At 73.8% G+C, this 18,082-nt stretch carries 18 protein-coding genes and 1 pseudogene; 15 read left to right on the forward strand and 4 right to left on the reverse strand.

The window, feature by feature from the left end; genetic code table 11:
* Positions 1 to 3: 3 nt before the first annotated feature.
* From ACQP12_RS04735 to ACQP12_RS04775, 9 genes and pseudogenes are all read left to right on the forward strand, one after another.
* Positions 4 to 1,173, forward strand: coding sequence for an ABC transporter ATP-binding protein (locus ACQP12_RS04735; protein ID WP_433285283.1), 1,170 nt, complete (start codon positions 4 to 6; stop codon positions 1,171 to 1,173).
* On the forward strand, positions 1,170 to 2,081 hold the full coding sequence (locus ACQP12_RS04740) for an ABC transporter permease (RefSeq protein ID WP_433285285.1): 912 nt from the start codon (positions 1,170 to 1,172) through the stop codon (positions 2,079 to 2,081). Before ACQP12_RS04735 ends, ACQP12_RS04740 begins: the two co-directional genes overlap by 4 nt.
* Complete coding sequence (locus ACQP12_RS04745; protein ID WP_433285287.1) at positions 2,078 to 2,920, forward strand: ABC transporter permease; 843 nt, start codon at positions 2,078 to 2,080, stop codon at positions 2,918 to 2,920. The genes ACQP12_RS04740 and ACQP12_RS04745 overlap by 4 nt, the downstream gene beginning before the upstream one ends.
* Positions 2,917 to 4,338 carry an NAD(P)/FAD-dependent oxidoreductase gene (locus tag ACQP12_RS04750; RefSeq protein WP_433285289.1) on the forward strand — a complete coding sequence of 474 codons (1,422 nt, stop codon included), beginning with the start codon at positions 2,917 to 2,919 and terminating at the stop codon, positions 4,336 to 4,338. Before ACQP12_RS04745 ends, ACQP12_RS04750 begins: the two co-directional genes overlap by 4 nt.
* Positions 4,338 to 5,540: a saccharopine dehydrogenase family protein gene (locus ACQP12_RS04755; RefSeq protein ID WP_433285291.1), complete on the forward strand. Its 1,203-nt coding sequence runs from the start codon at positions 4,338 to 4,340 to the stop codon at positions 5,538 to 5,540. The genes ACQP12_RS04750 and ACQP12_RS04755 overlap by 1 nt, the downstream gene beginning before the upstream one ends.
* Positions 5,541 to 5,554: 14 nt before the next feature.
* A pseudogene (gene speB, locus ACQP12_RS04760) lies at positions 5,555 to 6,460 on the forward strand (agmatinase); the annotation flags it as partial.
* Positions 6,461 to 6,513: 53 nt separating this feature from the next.
* Positions 6,514 to 6,570, forward strand: coding sequence for a hypothetical protein (locus ACQP12_RS04765; protein ID WP_433289127.1), 57 nt, complete (start codon positions 6,514 to 6,516; stop codon positions 6,568 to 6,570).
* 19 nt (positions 6,571 to 6,589) lie between these two features.
* Positions 6,590 to 6,982 (forward strand): type II toxin-antitoxin system RelE/ParE family toxin, encoded by a 393-nt coding sequence (locus tag ACQP12_RS04770; RefSeq protein ID WP_433285293.1) that lies wholly within the window; start codon positions 6,590 to 6,592, stop codon positions 6,980 to 6,982.
* A complete protein-coding gene (locus ACQP12_RS04775) occupies positions 6,979 to 7,290 on the forward strand; it encodes a helix-turn-helix domain-containing protein (RefSeq protein ID WP_433285295.1) in 312 nt (103 codons plus the stop codon). Before ACQP12_RS04770 ends, ACQP12_RS04775 begins: the two co-directional genes overlap by 4 nt.
* Positions 7,291 to 7,351: 61 nt before the next feature.
* Here ACQP12_RS04775 and ACQP12_RS04780 read toward each other — a convergent pair whose 3' ends face one another.
* The 4 genes from ACQP12_RS04780 to ACQP12_RS04795 all read right to left on the reverse strand — a co-directional run bounded on the left by ACQP12_RS04780 (position 7,352) and on the right by ACQP12_RS04795 (position 11,076).
* Positions 7,352 to 7,798 carry a hypothetical protein gene (locus ACQP12_RS04780; protein WP_433285297.1) on the reverse strand — a complete coding sequence of 149 codons (447 nt, stop codon included), beginning with the start codon at positions 7,796 to 7,798 and terminating at the stop codon, positions 7,352 to 7,354.
* Between the two features lie 100 nt (positions 7,799 to 7,898).
* Positions 7,899 to 8,246 (reverse strand): DUF779 domain-containing protein, encoded by a 348-nt coding sequence (locus tag ACQP12_RS04785; protein ID WP_433285299.1) that lies wholly within the window; start codon positions 8,244 to 8,246, stop codon positions 7,899 to 7,901.
* Positions 8,246 to 9,751: an aldehyde dehydrogenase gene (gene adh, locus ACQP12_RS04790; protein ID WP_433285301.1), complete on the reverse strand. Its 1,506-nt coding sequence runs from the start codon at positions 9,749 to 9,751 to the stop codon at positions 8,246 to 8,248. Before adh ends, ACQP12_RS04785 begins: the two co-directional genes overlap by 1 nt.
* Before the next feature lie 41 nt (positions 9,752 to 9,792).
* The gene (locus ACQP12_RS04795; protein WP_433285303.1) at positions 9,793 to 11,076 is read right to left on the reverse strand and encodes a GAF domain-containing protein; all 1,284 of its coding nucleotides are present in this window, start codon (positions 11,074 to 11,076) and stop codon (positions 9,793 to 9,795) included.
* Between the two features lie 132 nt (positions 11,077 to 11,208).
* Here ACQP12_RS04795 and ACQP12_RS04800 point away from each other — a divergent pair, with 132 nt between their 5' ends.
* The 6 genes from ACQP12_RS04800 (at position 11,209) to ACQP12_RS04825 (ending at position 18,020) form a co-directional block, all read left to right on the forward strand.
* Entirely contained in the window at positions 11,209 to 12,069 is an 861-nt protein-coding gene (locus ACQP12_RS04800) for an SCO6745 family protein (RefSeq protein ID WP_433285305.1), read from the forward strand.
* Between the two features lie 181 nt (positions 12,070 to 12,250).
* Positions 12,251 to 12,916, forward strand: a complete 666-nt coding sequence (locus ACQP12_RS04805) for a response regulator transcription factor (RefSeq protein ID WP_091260083.1) — start codon at positions 12,251 to 12,253, stop codon at positions 12,914 to 12,916.
* Positions 12,913 to 13,965, forward strand: coding sequence for a sensor histidine kinase (locus ACQP12_RS04810; protein WP_357947542.1), 1,053 nt, complete (start codon positions 12,913 to 12,915; stop codon positions 13,963 to 13,965). Before ACQP12_RS04805 ends, ACQP12_RS04810 begins: the two co-directional genes overlap by 4 nt.
* Positions 13,966 to 14,065: 100 nt before the next feature.
* Complete coding sequence (locus ACQP12_RS04815; protein WP_433285308.1) at positions 14,066 to 16,270, forward strand: pyridoxal-phosphate dependent enzyme; 2,205 nt, start codon at positions 14,066 to 14,068, stop codon at positions 16,268 to 16,270.
* Positions 16,267 to 17,388 carry a D-alanine--D-alanine ligase family protein gene (locus ACQP12_RS04820; RefSeq protein WP_433285310.1) on the forward strand — a complete coding sequence of 374 codons (1,122 nt, stop codon included), beginning with the start codon at positions 16,267 to 16,269 and terminating at the stop codon, positions 17,386 to 17,388. Before ACQP12_RS04815 ends, ACQP12_RS04820 begins: the two co-directional genes overlap by 4 nt.
* Entirely contained in the window at positions 17,385 to 18,020 is a 636-nt protein-coding gene (locus ACQP12_RS04825; protein WP_357947533.1) for a M15 family metallopeptidase, read from the forward strand. The genes ACQP12_RS04820 and ACQP12_RS04825 overlap by 4 nt, the downstream gene beginning before the upstream one ends.
* Positions 18,021 to 18,082: the final 62 nt, after the last annotated feature.

Here is an 18,082-nt window from a genome sequence, read left to right on the forward strand (position 1 = left end):
GACATGAGCTCGAAGGCGCAGGAGCGCGAGACACCGGCCGGCGACGTGCGGCTGGCCAACCTGACCAAACGGTTCGGCGTCTTCACCGCCGTGGACGACCTCAGCCTCACCATCCCGCAGGGCTCGTTCTTCGCGCTGCTCGGGGCGTCCGGCTGCGGCAAGACCACCACCCTGCGGATGATCGCCGGGCTGGAGGAGCCGACCAGCGGGCAGGTGCTGCTCGGTGACCGGGACATCGCCGGGCTGCGGCCGTACAAGCGGCCGGTGAACACCGTGTTCCAGAGCTACGCGCTCTTCCCGCACCTCGACATCCACGAGAACGTGGCCTTCGGGCTGCGGCGGCGCGGCATCCGCAAGGTGACCGACCAGGTCGAGCGGATGCTCGCCCTGGTGCAGCTCGAAGGGTACGGCCGGCGCAAGCCGGCCCAGCTCTCCGGCGGCCAGCAGCAGCGCGTGGCGCTGGCCCGGGCGCTCATCAATCACCCGCAGGTGCTGCTGCTGGACGAGCCGCTCGGCGCGCTCGACCTGAAGCTGCGCCGGCAGATGCAGATCGAGCTGAAGCGGATCCAGACCGAGGTCGGCATCACCTTCGTGCACGTCACCCACGACCAGGAGGAGGCCATGACCATGGCCGACACGGTCGCGGTGATGAACGCCGGCCGGATCGAGCAGCTCGGCGCCCCCGCCGACATCTACGAGTACCCGGCCACCGCGTTCGTGGCGAACTTCCTCGGCCAGTCCAACCTGCTGGCCGGCGAGGCCGCCGGCCGCAGCGGCGACGACGTGGCGGTCACCGCGCACGGCGCGCGCTTTTCGGTGCCCGCCGAACGGGCCCGGACCGACCAGGGGACGGTCTTCCTCGGGGTACGTCCCGAGAAGCTGCACCTGGTCAGCAGCCCGGACGAGGTGCCCACCGGCCACCAGTACGTCGGCGGGGTGGTCACCGACGCCTCGTACGTGGGGGTGAGCACCCAGTACCTGGTGCGCACGGCGTGGGGTAGCGAGCTGTCCGCGTTCGCCGCGAACAGCGGGGTCGGCGGGCGGTTGCCCGTCGGCACCCCGGTGACCGCGCACTGGGACCCGCGGCACGCCTTCCTGCTGCCCCGGGCGCCCGGCGAGGACGACCAGACCAGCCCGGTGCTCGACGAGCCGCCGGTGGGTGCGCTGTCATGAGCGCCCTGGCCCACGTACCGACCTCGGCGGGGCAACCGGCCGCGCCGCCGGGGCCCCGGCGGGGGCGGAGCAGGCTGCTGCCGTACCTGCTGCTGCTGCCGGGCGCCGCCTGGCTGCTGGTCTTCTTCGTGCTGCCGCTGATCCAGCTCGCCGCGGCCAGCCTCTACGACCCGAGCGGATCGCTCGCCACCGGCTACGCGATGACCGGGGAGGTCGGCAACTACTGGGTCGCGTTGCAGGCGTACTGGCCGCACTTCGCCCGGTCCTTCGTCTACTCGGCGATCGCGCTGGTGCTGGCCCTGCTTCTGGGCTACCCGCTGGCGTACGCCATCGCGCAGAAGGCCGGCCGGTGGAAGAACCTGCTGCTGGTCGCCGTGGTCGCGCCGATGTTCACCAGCTTCCTGGTCCGCACCCTGGCCTGGAAGACCATCCTGTCCGACAACGGCGCCCTGGTCGGCCTGCTGCGCGACGTGCACCTGCTCGGCGCCGACGGCCGGCTGCTGGCCACCCCGTTCGCGGTGGTGCTCGGCCTGACGTACAACTTCCTGCCGTTCCTGGTGCTGCCGCTGTACGCGAGCCTGGAACGGCTCGACCCGCGGCTGCTGGAGGCGGCGAGCGACCTGTACGCGAGCCCGCTGCGCGCCTTCCGGAAGGTCACCCTGCCGCTGTCCATGCCCGGACTGATCGCCGGCACGCTGCTCTTCTTCATCCCGGCCACCGGCGACTACATCAACGCCGAACTGCTCGGCACGCCGAACGAATACATGATCGGCAACGTCATCGACTCGGCGTTCCTGGTCCGGCTGGACTACCCGCAGGGCGCGGCACTCTCGTTTCTGCTCATGGCCGCGATCCTCGCGATCGTCTTCGTCTACCTGCGCAAGGCCGGCACGGAGGAGGTGCTGTGAAGCTGAAGCGTTGGCTCGCCGACCGGTGGGTGATGGGGGTGGCGCTGCTCGTCCTCGGCTACCTCTCGCTGCCGATCCTCGTGGTCGCCGGGCTCTCCTTCAACCGGCCGTCCAGCCGGCTGTCCTACGACTTCAACGAGTTCACGCTGGACAACTGGACCCACCCCTGCGCCACCTCCGACATGTGCGACGCCGTGGTGCGCAGCATGGAGATCGGCCTGATCGCCACGGTGGTCTCCACCCTCCTCGGCACCCTCATGGCGTTCGCCCTGGTCCGACACGGCTTCCGCGGTCGGTCCGGGATCAACGGCCTGATCTTCCTGCCGATGGCCACCCCGGAGCTGGTGATGGGCACCTCGCTGCTCGCCCTCTTCGTGGCCGCCGGGGTGCCGCAGGGCTTCTGGACCATCGTCATCGCACACGTGATGTTCTGCGTGTCGTTCGTGGTGGTCACCGTGAAGGCCCGCCTCGCCGGCATGGACCGGCGGCTGGAGGAGGCCGCCATGGACCTCTACGCCAGCGAGTGGCAGACCTTCCGCCGGATCACCCTGCCCCTGGTGCTGCCCGGCATCGTGGCCGCCGCGCTGCTGGCCTTCTCGCTCAGCTTCGACGACTTCATCATCACGAACTTCAACGCCGGCACCACCGTCACCTTCCCGATGTACGTCTGGGGCGCCGCCCAGCGCGGCATCCCGCCGCAGGTCAACGTCATCGGCACGGCCATGTTCGCGATCGCGCTGCTGCTCGTCGGGGCCACCTCGCTGCGCGGCCGCCGGGCCCGGCGGGCCGCCCTCGCGGCCCCCGTCGCCGCCGTCGGGGCCCCCAAGAGCGCCTCATGAACCTCCCGCATACCGGCCGGGCGCTGGCCGACGCCGCGCCCGTACCGTACTGGCTCGACCGGCCGGAACGACCGGACCCGCTGCCGCCGCTGACCGGCGTCCACGACGCCGACCTGCTGGTGGTCGGCGGCGGGTACTCCGGGCTCTGGACCGCGCTGCTGGCCAAGGAGGCCGACCCCGACCGGGACGTGCTCCTGGTCGACGCCGGCACCTGCGGCTGGGCGGCGTCCGGGCGCAACGGTGGCTTCTGCGCCGCCTCGCTCACCCACGGCCTCGCCAACGGCGCCGAGCGGTGGCCCGGCGAGATCGACGAGCTGGAACGGCTCGGCCGGGAGAACCTGGACGCGATCGCCGCCGCGGTGACCAGGCACGGCATCGACTGCGACTTCGAGCGCACCGGGGAGCTGGCGGTGGCCGTCGAGCCGTACCAGCTCGCCGGGCTGGCGGAGGACGCCGAGCTGGCCCGCCGGTACGGCCACGACGTCGCGCTGCTCGACCGGGACGAGGTGCGCGCCGAGGTGACCTCGCCGACGTACCTGGGCGGGATGTGGGACCGGGACCGGGTGGCCCTGCTCGACCCGGCGAAGCTGGCCTGGGGGTTGCGCCGCGCCGCCCTCGACCTGGGCGTCCGCATCCACGAGCACACCCGGGTGACCGGGCTGGGCCGCGACGGCGGCGCGCTGCGCGCGGCCACGGTCGGCGGCCCGGACGCCGCGCCCGGCGCCGTGCGGGCCCGGCAGGTGGTGCTGGCCACCAACGCGTTCCCGCCGCTGCTGCGCCGGCTGCGCGCCTGGCTGGTGCCGGTCTACGACTACGCGCTGATGACCGAGCCGCTGACGCCCGCACAGCGCGACGCCATCGGCTGGCGCAACCGGCAGGGGCTGGCCGACACCGGCAACCAGTTCCACTACTACCGGATGACCGCCGACGGCCGGATCCTGTTCGGCGGCTACGACGCGGTCTACCACTACGGCAACCGGATGGCCCCGGAGCTGGAGCAGCGGGAGGCCACCTTCACGGCCCTGGCGTCGCACTTCTTCACGACCTTCCCCCAGTTGGACGGGCTGCGGTTCAGCCACCGCTGGGGCGGCGTCATCGACACCTGCACCCGGTTCTGCGCGTTCTTCGGCACCGCCTACGAGGGGCGCGTGGCGTACGCGGCCGGGTTCACCGGGCTCGGCGTCGGGGCGACCCGGTTCGGCGCCCGGGTCATGCTCGACCTGCTGGGCGGGGAGGAGACCCCGCTGACCCGGCTCGATCTGGTCCGCCGCAAGCCGCTGCCGTTCCCGCCGGAGCCGATCCGGGCCACCGGCATCCACCTCACCCGCTGGTCGCTCGCCCGCGCCGACGCGCGGGAGGGGCGGCGCAACCTCTGGCTCCGTACTCTCGATCGTCTTGGACTGGGGTTCGACTCCTGATGCGTATCCTTCTCGTCGGCGCCGGTGGCGTCGGCTCCGCCGCCGTATCCATCGCCGCCCGCCGTTCCTTCTTCGAGACCATGGTGGTCGCCGACCACGACCCCGCCCGCGCCGCGCGGGCCGTCGCCGGCCACGGCGACCGGTTCGTCGCCGCGACCGTCGACGCCTCCTCGGCCGAGGAGGTGGCCGCGCTCTGCCGGGAACACCGGATCACCCACGTGCTGAACGCGGTCGACCCGCGCTTCGTCATGCCGATCTTCGAAGGCGCGTTCGCCGCCGGGGCCGACTACCTCGACATGGCGATGTCGCTGTCCCGGCCGCACCCGGACGCGCCGCACGCGCAGACCGGGGTGAAGCTCGGCGACGAGCAGTTCGCGGCGGCCGCCGCCTGGGCGCGGGCCGGCCGGCTGGCGCTCTGCGGCATCGGCGTCGAACCCGGCCTCTCCGACGTCTTCGCCCGCTACGCCGCCGACAAGCTGTTCACCGAGATCGACGAGATCGGGGTACGCGACGGCGCGAACCTCACCGTCGACGGCTACGACTTCGCCCCCTCGTTCTCCATCTGGACCACCATCGAGGAGTGCCTGAACCCGCCGGTCGTCTGGGAGGCCGACCGGGGCTGGTTCACCACCCCGCCGTTCTCCGAGCCCGAGGTGTTCGAGTTCCCCGAGGGGATCGGCCCGGTCGAGTGCGTCAACGTGGAGCACGAGGAGGTGCTGCTCATCCCGCGCTGGGTGAAGGCGAAGCGGGTCACCTTCAAGTACGGCCTCGGCGACGAGTTCATCGAGGTGCTGAAGACCCTGCACAAGCTGGGCCTGGACGCGGTGTCCCCGGTGCGCGTCCGCGGTGTCGAGGTCTCCCCGCGCGACGTCGTGGCCGCCTGCCTGCCCGACCCGGCCACCCTGGGCGACCGGATGCGCGGCAAGACCTGCGCCGGCACCTACGTGACGGGCACCGGCGTCGACGGCCGGCCGCGGCGGGTCTACCTCTACCACGTGGTCGACAACGAGTGGTCGATGGCCGAGTACGGCCACCAGGCGGTGGTCTGGCAGACCGCCGTGAACCCGGTCGTGGCCCTGGAGCTGCTGGCCACCGGGGCCTGGTCCGGCACCGGCGTGCTCGGTCCCGAGGCGCTGCCCCCGGTGCCCTTCCTCGACCTGCTCACCGGCTACGGTTCCCCGTGGGGAATGGAGGAGCGGTGACCCGCTACGGCCCGATGTTCGGCCCCGACGTGACGTTCCTCGGCGTGCCGCCGTGCACCCTCGAGGAGCCGGTGACGTACGCCGACGCCGACGTGGTGATCGTCGGCGCGCCCTTCGACGGCGGCACCTCGCACCGGCCGGGCACCCGGTTCGGCCCGTCCGCCATCCGCCAGGCCTGCTACCTGCCGCACGACGGCTCCCGCCCGTCCCTGGCCCTGCGCGTGGACGCGCTGCGGGACCTGTGCGTCTACGACGCGGGCGACGTCGAGATGTTCTCCGGCGACATCGAGCGCTCGCTGGCCGCGCTGGAGACCGCCGTGCACGCGGTCGCCGCCGCCGGGGCGATCCCGATCGTGCTCGGCGGCGACCATTCGATCGCCCTGCCGGACGCGACCGGCGTGGCCCGGCACCACGGGCTCGGCCGGGTGTCCCTCGTGCACTTCGACGCGCACGCCGACACCGGGGACATCGAGTTCGGCTCCCTGCACGGGCACGGCCAGCCGATGCGCCGGCTCATCGAGTCCGGCGCGGTACGCGGCGACCGCTTCCTCCAGATCGGCCTGCGCGGCTACTGGCCGGGCCCGGAGACGCTGTCCTGGATGGCCGAGCAGCGGATGCGCTCGTACGAGATGACCGAGGTGGTGGCCCGCGGGCTGGACTCCTGTCTCTCGGAGGCGTTCGCGATCGCCACCGACGATTGCGAGGGCGTCTTCCTCTCCGTCGACGTGGACGTGGTCGACCCGGGCATGGCCCCGGGCACCGGGACGCCCGAGCCGGGCGGGTTCACCTCCCGGCAGCTCCTCGACGCCGTCCGCCGGGTCTGCTACGAGCTGCCGGTGGTGGGCGTGGACGTGGTCGAGGTCGCCCCGCCCTACGACCACGCCGACATCACCGCGTACCTGGGCAACCGGGTGGTGCTGGAGGCCCTGTCGGCGATCGCCCGCCGCCGCCGCGACGCCGCGGGAGGCGACCCCTGGAACCCGACCCAACCCCTCCTCGACGCCCGCTGACCCTCTTCCGCCGTGTTTAGTTCGGGCTATAGTTAGGGCGTGGATGCTGACGGGGGACGCTGGTCGGTCCGGGTCACGGGCGAGGTCCGCCAATGGCTGCGTGACCTGCGGCGGAATGATCCCGCGTCGTACGAGAGCGTTCGCGTCGCCGTGGACAAGCTGGCCGAGGTCGGCCCCGGCCTGGGCCGGCCCCTCGTGGACACGCTTCGCGGCAGCAACCTCCGCAACCTCAAGGAACTTCGCCCCCGATCAGGCCGCGACGTGGCGATCCGCGTGTTGTTCGTCTTCGATCCGTGGTCGCAGGCGGTGCTCCTCGTCGCGGGCAACAAGGCGGGCAACTGGAGCCGGTGGTATCAGCAGAACATCCCAATGGCGGAGGTTGCGTACAAAGCTTGGCTCGACAATGAGCGCGAGCGAAGGGGGGAGTCGTGACGGAGTTCTACGACTGGGATGAGGTCCGCGCCGAACTCGGCGGCGACGACGGGGCCTACGAGGCGGAGCGGGCCCGGACCGAGGCCTGGGTGAGCGCCTTCCACCTGGCCGAGGAACGCAAGCGGCTGGGGCTCACCCAGCGGCAGGTCGCCGAGCTCATGGGGGTCACGCCGGGCCGGGTCAGTCAGATCGAGAACGGCGACCTCGACGTGAACGAGGTGGCGACCTTGAGCCGCTACGCGACCGCACTCGGCGCGAAGCTGCGCATCATCTTCGACTACGGGGACGATCTACGTCAGATCGCCTGACCGGGGGAGCCTCCCGCGACTCCGGGAGGCTCCCCATCGCAGACCGACGCCCGCTGAGGCGTCAGCGGCGGGGGCAGTGCGGGACGAGGCGGAGCGGTTCGGTGGTCTCGGTGAGCGAGTTGGGCTCCACGACGAGGCGGGCCGTGGCCGTGGCGGGCCCGCCACGGAAGGCGCCGCTGTCGGCGGGGATGGTGGCCGTCCACGTCCCGGCGGTGCGGTCGTCCGTGCACGCCCCGATCACCCCGAACCCGAAGCCCGTGATCGAGGCGCGGCGGACCCGCTGGCCGAGGTGGACCTCGATGTAGGCGAGGCCCCGCTCGGCGCCGCAGGCGTACCGGCCGCCGATGGTGGCGGTGTGCGCGGGGACGTCGGCGGTGCCGAACCAGTTGACGGAGATCTTCGGGGCCGGGGCGGCGGCGACGGCGGCGCCGGGCGCGAGGCCGAGCGTGGCGGCGGTGGCGAGCGTGGCGAGGCCACAGGCGAGCAGGGACTGTCGGACCGGGCGCATGCGCGGACTCCTGTCTGGCGGTGGTGGGCTGCTGCTCCGATGTGGACCGGCGTCAGCATCCCACCGGCGCGGCGCCGGCGAGCTGGAAGATCTCGGACAGTCAGCGGACCAGGTGGGAGCGGATGAGGAAGCGGACGCCCTCCGGGGCCTCCAGGGAGAAGCCGCTGCCCCGGCCGGGCACCACGTCGACCGTGAGCCGGGTGTGCTTCCACAGCTCCCACTGGGCGGTGGACATCCAGAACTCGACCGGCTCGGGCACCCCGTCGACCTCCAGCGAGGCGAGCAGCACGTCGGAGCCGCCGGTGCGGAACTCCCCGGCCGGGTAGCACATCGGTGCGCTGCCGTCGCAGCAGCCGCCGGACTGGTGGAACATGATCGGCCCGTGGGCCGCCCGCAGCGACCGGATCAGGCCGGCCGCCGCGGGCGTCAGGGTGACGGGGTCACCCATCAGAAGAAGCCCAGCTTCTTGGGGGAGTAGCTGACCAGCAGGTTCTTGGTCTGCTGGTAGTGCTCCAGCATCATCTTGTGGTTCTCCCGGCCGATGCCGGACTGCTTGTAGCCGCCGAACGCGGCGTGCGCCGGGTAGGCGTGGTAGCAGTTGGTCCAGACCCGCCCGGCCTGGATGGCCCGCCCGGCCCGGTACGCGGTGTTGATGTCCCGGGTCCAGACGCCGGCGCCGAGGCCGTAGAGGGTGTCGTTGGCGATCTTCACGGCGTCGTCCAGGTCGGCGAAGGAGGTCACCGAGACCACCGGGCCGAAGATCTCCTCCTGGAAGATCCGCATCGAGTTGTCGCCCTCGAAGATCGTGGGCTGCACGTAGTACCCGCCGGACAGTTCGCCGCCCAGGTCGGCGCGCTCGCCGCCGGTCAGCACCTTCGCGCCCTCCTGCCGACCGATGTCCAGGTAGGACAGGATCTTCTCCAACTGGTCGTTGGACGCCTGCGCCCCGATCATCGTGTCCGTGTCCAGCGGGTGCCCCTGCGTGACGGCCCCGGTGCGCTCGACCGCCGCCGCCAGGAAGTCGGAGTAGTGGCCCTGCTGGATCAACGCCCGCGACGGGCAGGTGCACACCTCGCCCTGGTTGAGGGCGAACATGGTGAAGCCTTCGAGCGCCTTGTCCCGGAAGTCGTCAGAGGCGGCGCTGACGTCGTCGAAGAAGATGTTCGGGCTCTTGCCGCCCAGTTCGAGGGTTACGGGTCTGATGTTCTCGCTGGCGTACTGCATGATCAGCCGCCCGGTGGTGGTCTCGCCGGTGAACGCCACCTTCGCCACCCTCGGCGAGGAGGCGAGCGGCTTGCCCGCCTCGACGCCGAAGCCGTTGACCACGTTGACCACGCCGGGCGGGAGCAGGTCGGCGACCAGCGAGAGCAGGTAGTGGATCGAGGCGGGGGTCTGCTCGGCCGGCTTGAGCACCACGGCGTTGCCGGCGGCGAGCGCCGGGGCGAGCTTCCAGACCGCCATGAGGATCGGGAAGTTCCACGGGATGATCTGGCCGACCACGCCCAGCGGCTCGTGGAAGTGGTATGCCACCGTGTCGTCGTCGAGCTCGCCGAGCGAGCCCTCCTGCGCCCGGATGGCCCCGGCGAAGTAGCGGAAGTGGTCGATGGCGAGGGGGATGTCGGCGGCCAGGCTCTCGCGTACCGGCTTGCCGTTCTCCCAGGTCTCGGCGATGGCGAGGGATTCCAGGTTCTCCTGCATCCGGTCGGCGATCCGGTTGAGGATCAGCGACCGTTCGGCGACCGAGGTGCGGCCCCAGGCGTCGGCGGCGCCGTGGGCGGCGTCGAGCGCCTTCTCCACGTCCTCGGCGGTGCCCCGGGCCACCTCGCAGAAGGTCTGCCCGGTCACCGGGGTGGGGTTCTCGAAGTACCGGCCGCCGTGCGGCTTCACGTACTCGCCGCCGATGAAGTGGTCGTAGCGGGACTGCCAGTGTGAGGGGGCGTCGTAGCGCGTCACGGGTACCTCCGCCGTCCGTCAGGAGTGGATGGCGGGGGACGTTAGTTTCCGCGACGTTGCAGCAACGTTGCGCGCGGTAGGTCGTACTCCTCGGCGAGCTGACGGGCCCGCGCCAGGGCGAGCGGCCGGCGCGGCGCGCCCGGCGGCAACGCCCGCGCCAGGGCCTGCCAGGCGGTGAGGTCGTCGGCGCCGGTGGGCGTCGCGGTCCAGGCCGTGAGCAGCGCCGGGTCCGCGGCGGCCAGCACGGCCGCGCGGAGCTGACCGTCGACGAGCCGACGCAGGCGCGCCACTCCCGGCGCGTCCGACCCGGGCAGCAGGGGCCCGGTGTACGCCCGCAGCGCCCCCGCCGCGTCGCCGCGTTCGAGCAGTTCGGTGACGGTACGGAAGTCGGCGCGCACGGCCGTGCGCAGCCGGTACGGGCGGGAGCCGAGCAGCTCGTCGCCGAGCGCCCGGCGCAGCCGGGACAGCTCGGCGCGCAGGGTGACCGGGTGCAGGCGGTCGTCGCCGTACAGGTCGAGGCCGAGCTGTTCCCCGGTGCGCCCCTCGGGGTGATCGAGGAGCAGCACCAGCAGCTCGCTGTGCCGCCGGCCGAGCCGGATTCGCCGGCCGCCGACGCGCAGCTCGGCCTCGTCCCGGCCGAGGGCGGCGACGTGCGCCACGTCGGGTTCGGCGGGGGCGGCGCCGGCCAGGAACGCCTCGGCGGCCCGGGCGGTGGCCCGGACCAGGGCCAGGCTCTGCGGGGTGGCCAGGTGATCCCCGCCGGTGATGTCGACGGCGCCGAGCAGCCGGCCGGTGATCGGGTCGTGGATCGGGGCGGCGGCGCAGGTCCAGCGCTGCACCGGCCGGACGAAGTGCTCGGTGGCGAAGATCTGCACGCTGTGGTCGACGGCCAGCGCGGTGCCGGGCGCGTTGGTGCCGGCGTGGGCCTCGTCCCAGCGGGCGCCGGGCACGAAGTTCATCCGCTCGGCGTGCCGGAGCACCCCCGGATGCCCCTCCACCCAGAGCAGCCGTCCGTCCCCGTCGCAGACGGCCATGAGGTGCGCGCCGTCCAGCGCGATGCCGCCGAGCAGGTCGCGGAAGAGGGGCAGCACGCGGTTCAGGGGATGGGCGGCGCGATAGCTGGCCAGCGCGTCGTCGGTGAGGTCGACCGGGGCGGTGGCCTCCGGGTCGAGCAGCGCGGACCGCTCCCACGACCGGCGGACCACGTCGCGGACCCGGCCCGTGGTGGTGCCGGCGGTGAGGAACGCTTCGTGAGCGGCGCCGACCTGCGCGATCCGCTCGGCCGGATCGGCGCCGAATTCCAGGGCGAGCCACGGGTCAGCCATCGGCGACCTCCTCGCGCCCATGGTGACCCAGCTCACCGCCGATCGCCAAGCCGCCGCAGAACTTGCCATTGACAAGTTCTGAGCGCCGACACCAAACTTGACAGCGACAAGATACGATCGGGGAGGTTCGGAATGGAACCGGCGATGGTCCGGAAGATGTGGCAGCTCATCGAGCCCGTGCACGCGCTGGTCTACTACGCGCCCGAGCTGACCGAGGAGGCCGCCGGGCTCGGCCTGGCCACGGGCGAGCGCTGGCCCGGCTATTTCGCGCTGCGCAGCGCCCCGCTCGGGGCGGCCGGCCCGAACCTGGTCGCCGCCACCTACTACAGCTTCAGCCCCCGGATGGTCGCCGAGTACGTGCCGGCCGTCTGGGCCACCGCCGACCCCGCCAAGGTGCTCGCCGCCCGGCTGTCCGGCGTGGACCGCGCGCTGCGCGCCCTGCTCGGCGACCGCGTCCAGTCGGCCGAGCTGGCCGAGGCCGCCGCCCTGGCCCGCCGGGCGGTGCGCGCCGCCGACCTGGGCGGCCGCCCCCTCGCTGCCGCCAACGCCGACCTGCCCTGGCCCGACGCGCCGCACCTGGCGCTGTGGCAGGCCACCACGATCCTGCGCGAGCACCGGGGCGACGGCCACATCGCCGCGCTGCGCACCGTCGGGCTGGACCCGGCCGAGTCGCTGGTCTCCTTCGCCGCCGTCGGCGCCGCCCCGGCGGAGGTCTTCGGCAGCCGCCGGTGGACCGCCGACGAGTGGGCCGCCGCCCGCGACCGGCTGGCCGCCCGGGGCCTGGTCGACGGCGACGGAGTGGCCACCGAGGCCGGCCGCCGGCTCCGCGACGAGGTGGAGCGGCGGACCGACGAGCTGGCCGCCGCGCCGTGGCGGGCGCTCGGACCGGCGGTCGGCCTGTTCGCCCAGCTCGTCGCCCCGGTCACCCGGGCCGTCGTGGCCACCGGCCTGCTCCCCGCGCAGAGCACCCTGGGGATCACGCGCCCGCAGTGATCCGGCTCACTCCGCAGCCGCCGGTCGCCCCTCCGGCCGGGACGAACGCCCCAGACGGCGCGACGGGGACCTGTGCGTGCCCGCCGGCGTGGAGGATTGCTCCGGCGGCGCTTACGGAACCCTTATCTCCTGCCTGGGACCGTATGCGGGACGGACGAGGACCACGGGGGAGCGGACAGCGGTGCGGGTGTTGGTGGCGGACGACGAGCGGTTGCTGGCGGACACGGTCGCCGAGGGGCTGCGTCGCTTCTCGATGGCGGTCGACGTCTGCTACGACGGCGACGGCGCGCTGGAGCGGATCGGCGTCAACCGGTACGACGTGGCCGTGCTGGACCGGGACATGCCCGGCGCGACCGGCGACGAGGTGTGCCGCAGCCTGGCCGGCTCCGACGCGGGCACCCGGGTGCTGCTGCTCACCGCCGCCGCCGGCATCCGCGACCGGGTGGCGGGCCTCGGGCTGGGCGCCGACGACTACCTGACCAAACCGTTCGCCTTCGCCGAGCTGGTGGCCCGGGTGCAGGCGCTGGGCCGCCGGTCCGCCCCGGCGGTGCCGCCGGTGCTGGAACGGCACGGGGTGGTGCTCGACGTGGCCCGGCACACGGTCACCCGGGACGGGCGGCCGCTCGGCCTGAGCCCCAAGGAGTTCGCCGTCCTGCACGTGCTCATGCGCGCGGGCGGCGGCGTGGTCAGCGCCGAGGAACTGCTCGAACAGGCCTGGGACGAGTTCGCCGACCCGTTCACCAACGCGGTCCGGGTCACCGTGATGACCCTGCGCAAGAAGCTCGGTCAGCCGTCCGTCATCCACACCGTGCCGAAGGCCGGCTACCGGATCGGCGAGCCGGCGTGAGCCCCCGCCGCCGCGTCCTGCTGGTCGGGGTGCTCGCCCTGCTCGGCGGGTACTGGCTGTCCGGGCTGGGCAAGTGGTTGCTCGGCCAGGTGTGGTGGCGGGCCCAGGAGTTCTGCGACCTGCAGACGGTCGGCGCGGTGTGCGAGCCGGCCCGCCCGTTCGTCCCGCTGTTTCCCACGCTCACCGAACTCGTGGTGCTGCTGGCCGGTGCGGTCGCCATCTGGGGCGCGGCCCGCTGGTGCCTGCGCCCGGTGCGCGACCTCGCCGACCCGATCGCCGACCTCGGGCCGCAGAACCTCGGCCACCGGATCCGCCGCGGCGGCCGGGACGAGCTGGCCCGGCTGGCCCGCGCCATCGACGACATGATGGACCGGGTCACGGCCGGCTACGAGGGGCAGCGGCGGTTCGCCGCGAACGCCTCGCACGAACTGCGTACGCCGCTGGCGGTGCAGCGCACGCTGATCGAGGTCGGCATGTCCCAGTCGCTCACCGGCGAGCAGCTCGACCTGCTCACCGCCCAGCTGCTGGCCACCAACGAGCGCAACGAGCGGCTCATCGAGGGCCTGCTCGCGCTCAGCGAGAGCGACCAGGGGCTGCGCTCCTCCACCCCGCAGCGCCTCGACGAGATCGTCACCGGCGTGCTGGCCGCGTACGCGGACCGGGCGGCCGAGGCCGGGGTGACGGTGGAGAGCCGGCTGGAGCCCCGGGTCGTGCCGGGCGAACGGGTGCTGCTGGAGCGCCTGGTCGGCAACCTCGTGGAGAACGGGATCAAGTACAACCGGCCGGGCGGCCGGCTCACCGTCACCGTCGGCGGCGACCCGGCGCTGACCGTCACCAACACCGGCCAGGCCGTGCCGGGCGAGGCGGTCGCCGGCCTCTTCGAACCCTTCCGGCGCCTGGCCCGGGACCGGACCAACCAGGGCGGCGGGGCCGGGCTCGGCCTGGCCATCGCCCGCTCGATCACCCAGGCGCACGACGGCATCATCGCCGCCCGCCCGGGCGAGGACGGCGGCCTGCGGGTCGACGTCCAGCTACCCGCCGTGCGCTGACCCACCCCTCGCAGACCTCGGGAGCCGCCCATGCGGCGTCCCGCGATGTCACCTGCCCGAAAACGACCGACGGCGTGCGACGCCGGGAGAGGAGACCGCCGTGCCGACCCGTACCGATCAGGCCGCGACACCGGCCGGCCGGGTGGTCTGGGCCGACGTGGCCAAGGGCGCCTGCATCATCCTCGTGGTGCTCTGGCACGTCATCGTCAAGCACTACCTGCGGATCGACTGGCGGATCGACCTGCCCGTGCCGGGGGCCTGGGGGCTGCTCGGCGAGCAACTGCTCCCGCTGCGGATGCCGCTCTTCTTCACCCTCTCCGGGATCTTCGCGGCGAATGCCGTCGCCCGCCCGTGGCGGGTGGCCGGGCGCCCCCGGATCGCCCGCAACCTCCACCTCTACGCCACCTGGCTGCTCGTCCACACCGCCCTGCTGGCCCTCGTGCCGGATTTCCCGACCGACCGGGCCACCAGCCTCGGCGGCCTGCTGGCCCAGCTCACCGTCACGCCCTCCAACCTCTGGTACCTGTACGCGCTGGCGCTCTACTTCGCGCTGGCCAAGGCGCTGCGCCGGGTCCACCCGGCGGTGCTGCTCGCCGCCTCGGGCGCGCTCTCCGCCGTGGCGGCCACGGGCCTGCTGGACAGCCCGGGCAACCGGGGGCAGGTCTACCAGAACCTGGTGTTCTTCCTGGCCGGCGTGCACCTGCGGCCGTACCTCCAGCGCTGGGCGGCCGGCGCGAGCACCCGTCGCCTGGCCTGGACCGGAACGGCGTATGCCGTGGCGCTGGCCGCCATGGCGCTGGCCGGTGCCGAGGGCTGGCCCGGCGTCCGGCTCCTGGTGTCCGTCGTCGCGGTGGCGTTCGGCCTCACGGCCGCGGCCCGGGTGGCCCGGCTCCGGGTGGCCGGCGGGGCGCTCGCCCGCCTCGGCCGCCGGACGCTGCCCATCTACGTGATCCACATGCCGGTGCTGGCCCTGCTGCACCGGTTCCTCGCCGGCCCGGTCGCCGACCTGAACCGACCGGGGCGGGCGCTGCTGGTGGCCGGCTACCCGGTCCTGCTCACCGCCGTGGTCCTGGCCCTCAGCCTGGCCGTCCACCGCGGACTCACGGCGGCCGGCGCGCGCTGGCTGTTCGACCTGCCGCGCCGCGCCGGCACCGACCACAACCGAGAAGGAGAGACCATGTCCACCAGCCACGCTCCGGCCCTGCCGGACCGGGCCCGCGTCGAGGAGGCCGCCTGGTGGCTGTCCGGCCGGGTGGTGCGTACACCCGTGCTGAACAGCCCGGCGATCGACCGGCTGGCCGGCGCCCGGATCCTGCTCAAGGCGGAGAACCTCCAGACCGGGGGTTCGTACAAGATGCGCGGCGCGATGCTGGCCGTGGGCCGGCTCGCCGCGGACGGCCACACCGGGGTGGTCGCGCAGAGCACCGGCAACCACGCGGTGGCCGTGGCGCTCGCCGCCCGCCGGCACGGGCTGGCCGCGACCGTGGTGCTGCCGGTCGACGCGGCGCCGGTCAAGGTGGCCCGGGCCCGGGCGGCCGGGGCGCGGGTGGTCCTCGCCGGCACCACCGTCGAGGAGCGGCTCGCCGTGGCCCGGCAGATCGCCGACGCCGACGGTCACCCGCTGGTGGACGCGTACGACCACCCGGACGTGGTGGCGGGGCAGGGCAGCGCCAGCCTGGAGCTGATCGAGGAGGCGGAACGCGCCGGCACCCCGCTGGACGCGCTGGTCGTGCCGGTGGGCGGTGGCGGCGGCGTCGCGGGGGCCTGCCTGGCCGCCGCCGGCACCGCGATCGAGGTGTACGGCGTCGAGCCGGTCGGCTGCGACTCGCTGGCCCGCAGCCTCGCCGCCGGCCGGCCCACCCCGGTCGTGCCGGCCCCCACCATCGCCGACGGGCTCCGCCCGAGCTGCGTCGGCGACCTGCCGTTCGCGGTGGCGCGGGACGCCGTCCGGGGCGTCGTCCGGGTCGACGACGACGCGATCGCCGACGCGTTCCGGCTGCTCCTGCTGGAGCTGAAGGTGCTCGTCGAGCCGTCCGGTGCGGCCGGGCTGGCCGGCGCGCTGCGGCTGGCGGGCGACCTGGACGGCGCGCTGTGGCCGGCGAGTGGCGCGGACGGCGTGCTTCAGCCCGCGGGTGAGGCCGGGGGCGGGCTCGGGTCGGCGGGTGGCGCCGACGGTGGGCGGCCGGGGCGGTACCGGACGGTCGGCGTGGTGCTGACCGGCGGCAATGTCGAGGCGGAGCTGGTGGCCCGGCTGGCGGGCGGACCCGTCGCCGACCCGGCTCGGATGGAAGGGGTGGCGGCGTGAGCGCTGCGGTTCGGATCGGCGTCCTGTTCGGTGGCCCGTCGGCGGAGCACGAGGTCTCCTGCGCCTCGGCGCTCGGCGTGGCCCGGGCCCTGGCCGAGCGCGGCCACCAGGTGGTCGCGCTCGGGATCACCCGCACCGGCGGGCTGCGGCTGGTCCCGGAGCCGGTGCTGGCCGAGCGCCGCGCCAGCGTCGGCGCCGGGCGGGCCATCGACGACCGGCTGCCGGTGACCGGCCCGGCCGTGGAACTGCGGGCCGGGGCGCGGGCCGGAACGGTGGCGGTCACCGCGGCCGAGGCGCCCGGCACGGTGCACGCCGAGCTCGACGTGGTCTTCCCGGTGCTGCACGGCCCGTACGGCGAGGACGGCGTGGTGCAGGGCCTGCTCGAATCGCTCGGCGTGCCGTACGTCGGGTGCGGGATCCTCGCCTCCGCCGTCGGGATGGACAAGGTGGCGATGAAGCGGGCCCTGCGGGCCGAGGGGGTGCCGACCACCCCGCACGTCTGGTTCGACGCGCCCACCTGGCGGGCGGCGGAGGACCCGGAGAAGCTGGTCGTCGGGCTGCGCCGGCCGCTGTTCGTCAAGCCGGCCCGGATGGGCTCCTCCATCGGGATCTCCCGCGTTGCCGAGGGCGACGACCTGGCGGCGGCGGTCGAGGAGGCGCTCCGGCACGACCACGTGGTGCTGGTCGAGCAGGGCGTGACGGGCCGTGAGCTGGAGTGCGGCGTGCTCGGCGGCTGGCGCCCGGAGGCGTCGGCGGTCGGCGAGGTCCGGGTCGCGGGCGGCTGGTTCGACTACCGGCAGAAGTACTTCGGCGACGCCGACCCGATGATCGTCCCGGCGCCGCTGCCCGACGAGGTCACCGAGCGGATCCGGGAGCTGTCCGTGCGGGCGTTCACGGCGATCGGCGGCTGGGGCCTGGCCCGGGTCGACTTCCTCTACGACGAGACGACCGGCGACCTGTTCGTCAACGAGCTGAACACCCTGCCCGGTTTCACGGCGCACTCGATGTACCCGAAGGTGTGGGCCGAGTCCGGCGTGGCCTACCCCGAGGTGGTGGACCGGCTGGTCGCGCTCGCCTTCACCCGGCACGAGGCGCGGCCCCGGGGCGGTGCGGCATGATCCTGCTCTCCGATCCCCGGGTCGCCGCCGTGTCCAGCCGGGACGACGGCGACCCGCTGGTCGACCTGCGGGACCTGCCGGAGCTGCGGCTGGACACCCGGGCCGCCGACCCCGCCGGGGCGTACGCCCGGGTGCGGCGCGGGGTCGCGGACCGGTTGCTGGCCGCGCAGCGCGCGCTGCCGGCGGGCCTGCGCCTCCTGGTCGTCGAGGGGTACCGGCCGTACCGGGCGCAGCTCGACATCTTCACCGGCTACCGGGACGAGCTGCGCCGGCGCTACCCGGACTGGCCGGCGGACCGGCTGCACCGGGAGACCACGAAGTTCGTCTCGCCGGTCGAGGTGGCGCCGCACAGCACCGGCGGGGCGGTCGACCTCACCCTGTGTGACGCCGACGGGATCGAGTTGGACATGGGCACGGCCCTCGACGCCACCCCGGAGGAGAGCGCCGACGCCTGCTTCACGGCGGCCCGGCACATCCCGGTGAGCGCGTGGCGCAACCGGCAGGTCCTGGTGGCCGCGCTGAGCGGGGCGGGGCTGGTGAACTACCCGACGGAGTGGTGGCACTGGTCCTACGGCGACCGGTACTGGGCGCTGCTCACCGGAGCGCCGCACACCCGTTACGGTCCGTTGTGACCCGCCGTCCCGACTGAACGGTCTGGCCCTCCCGTCCGTACCAGGCGTCGAACGGAGACCAC

The sequence above is a fragment of the Micromonospora sp. CA-244673 genome (genome assembly GCF_050948395.1).
In the GTDB taxonomy this organism is placed as follows: Bacteria; Actinomycetota; Actinomycetes; order Mycobacteriales; family Micromonosporaceae; genus Micromonospora.

Bases quoted from the DNA above. Each gene is read 5' to 3' on its own strand.
- ACQP12_RS04785 (WP_433285299.1), bottom strand. From the start codon at position 8,246: ATGGGTGACCCCGTCACCCTGACGCCCGCGGCGGCCGGCCTGATCCGG.
- ACQP12_RS04750 (WP_433285289.1), top strand. From the start codon at position 2,917: ATGAACCTCCCGCATACCGGCCGGGCGCTGGCCGACGCCGCGCCCGTA.
- ACQP12_RS04825 (WP_357947533.1), top strand. From the start codon at position 17,385: ATGATCCTGCTCTCCGATCCCCGGGTCGCCGCCGTGTCCAGCCGGGAC.
- ACQP12_RS04755 (WP_433285291.1), top strand. From the start codon at position 4,338: ATGCGTATCCTTCTCGTCGGCGCCGGTGGCGTCGGCTCCGCCGCCGTA.
- ACQP12_RS04800 (WP_433285305.1), top strand. From the start codon at position 11,209: ATGGAACCGGCGATGGTCCGGAAGATGTGGCAGCTCATCGAGCCCGTG.
- ACQP12_RS04795 (WP_433285303.1), bottom strand. From the start codon at position 11,076: ATGGCTGACCCGTGGCTCGCCCTGGAATTCGGCGCCGATCCGGCCGAG.
- ACQP12_RS04780 (WP_433285297.1), bottom strand. From the start codon at position 7,798: ATGCGCCCGGTCCGACAGTCCCTGCTCGCCTGTGGCCTCGCCACGCTC.
- ACQP12_RS04740 (WP_433285285.1), top strand. From the start codon at position 1,170: ATGAGCGCCCTGGCCCACGTACCGACCTCGGCGGGGCAACCGGCCGCG.
- ACQP12_RS04735 (WP_433285283.1), top strand. From the start codon at position 4: ATGAGCTCGAAGGCGCAGGAGCGCGAGACACCGGCCGGCGACGTGCGG.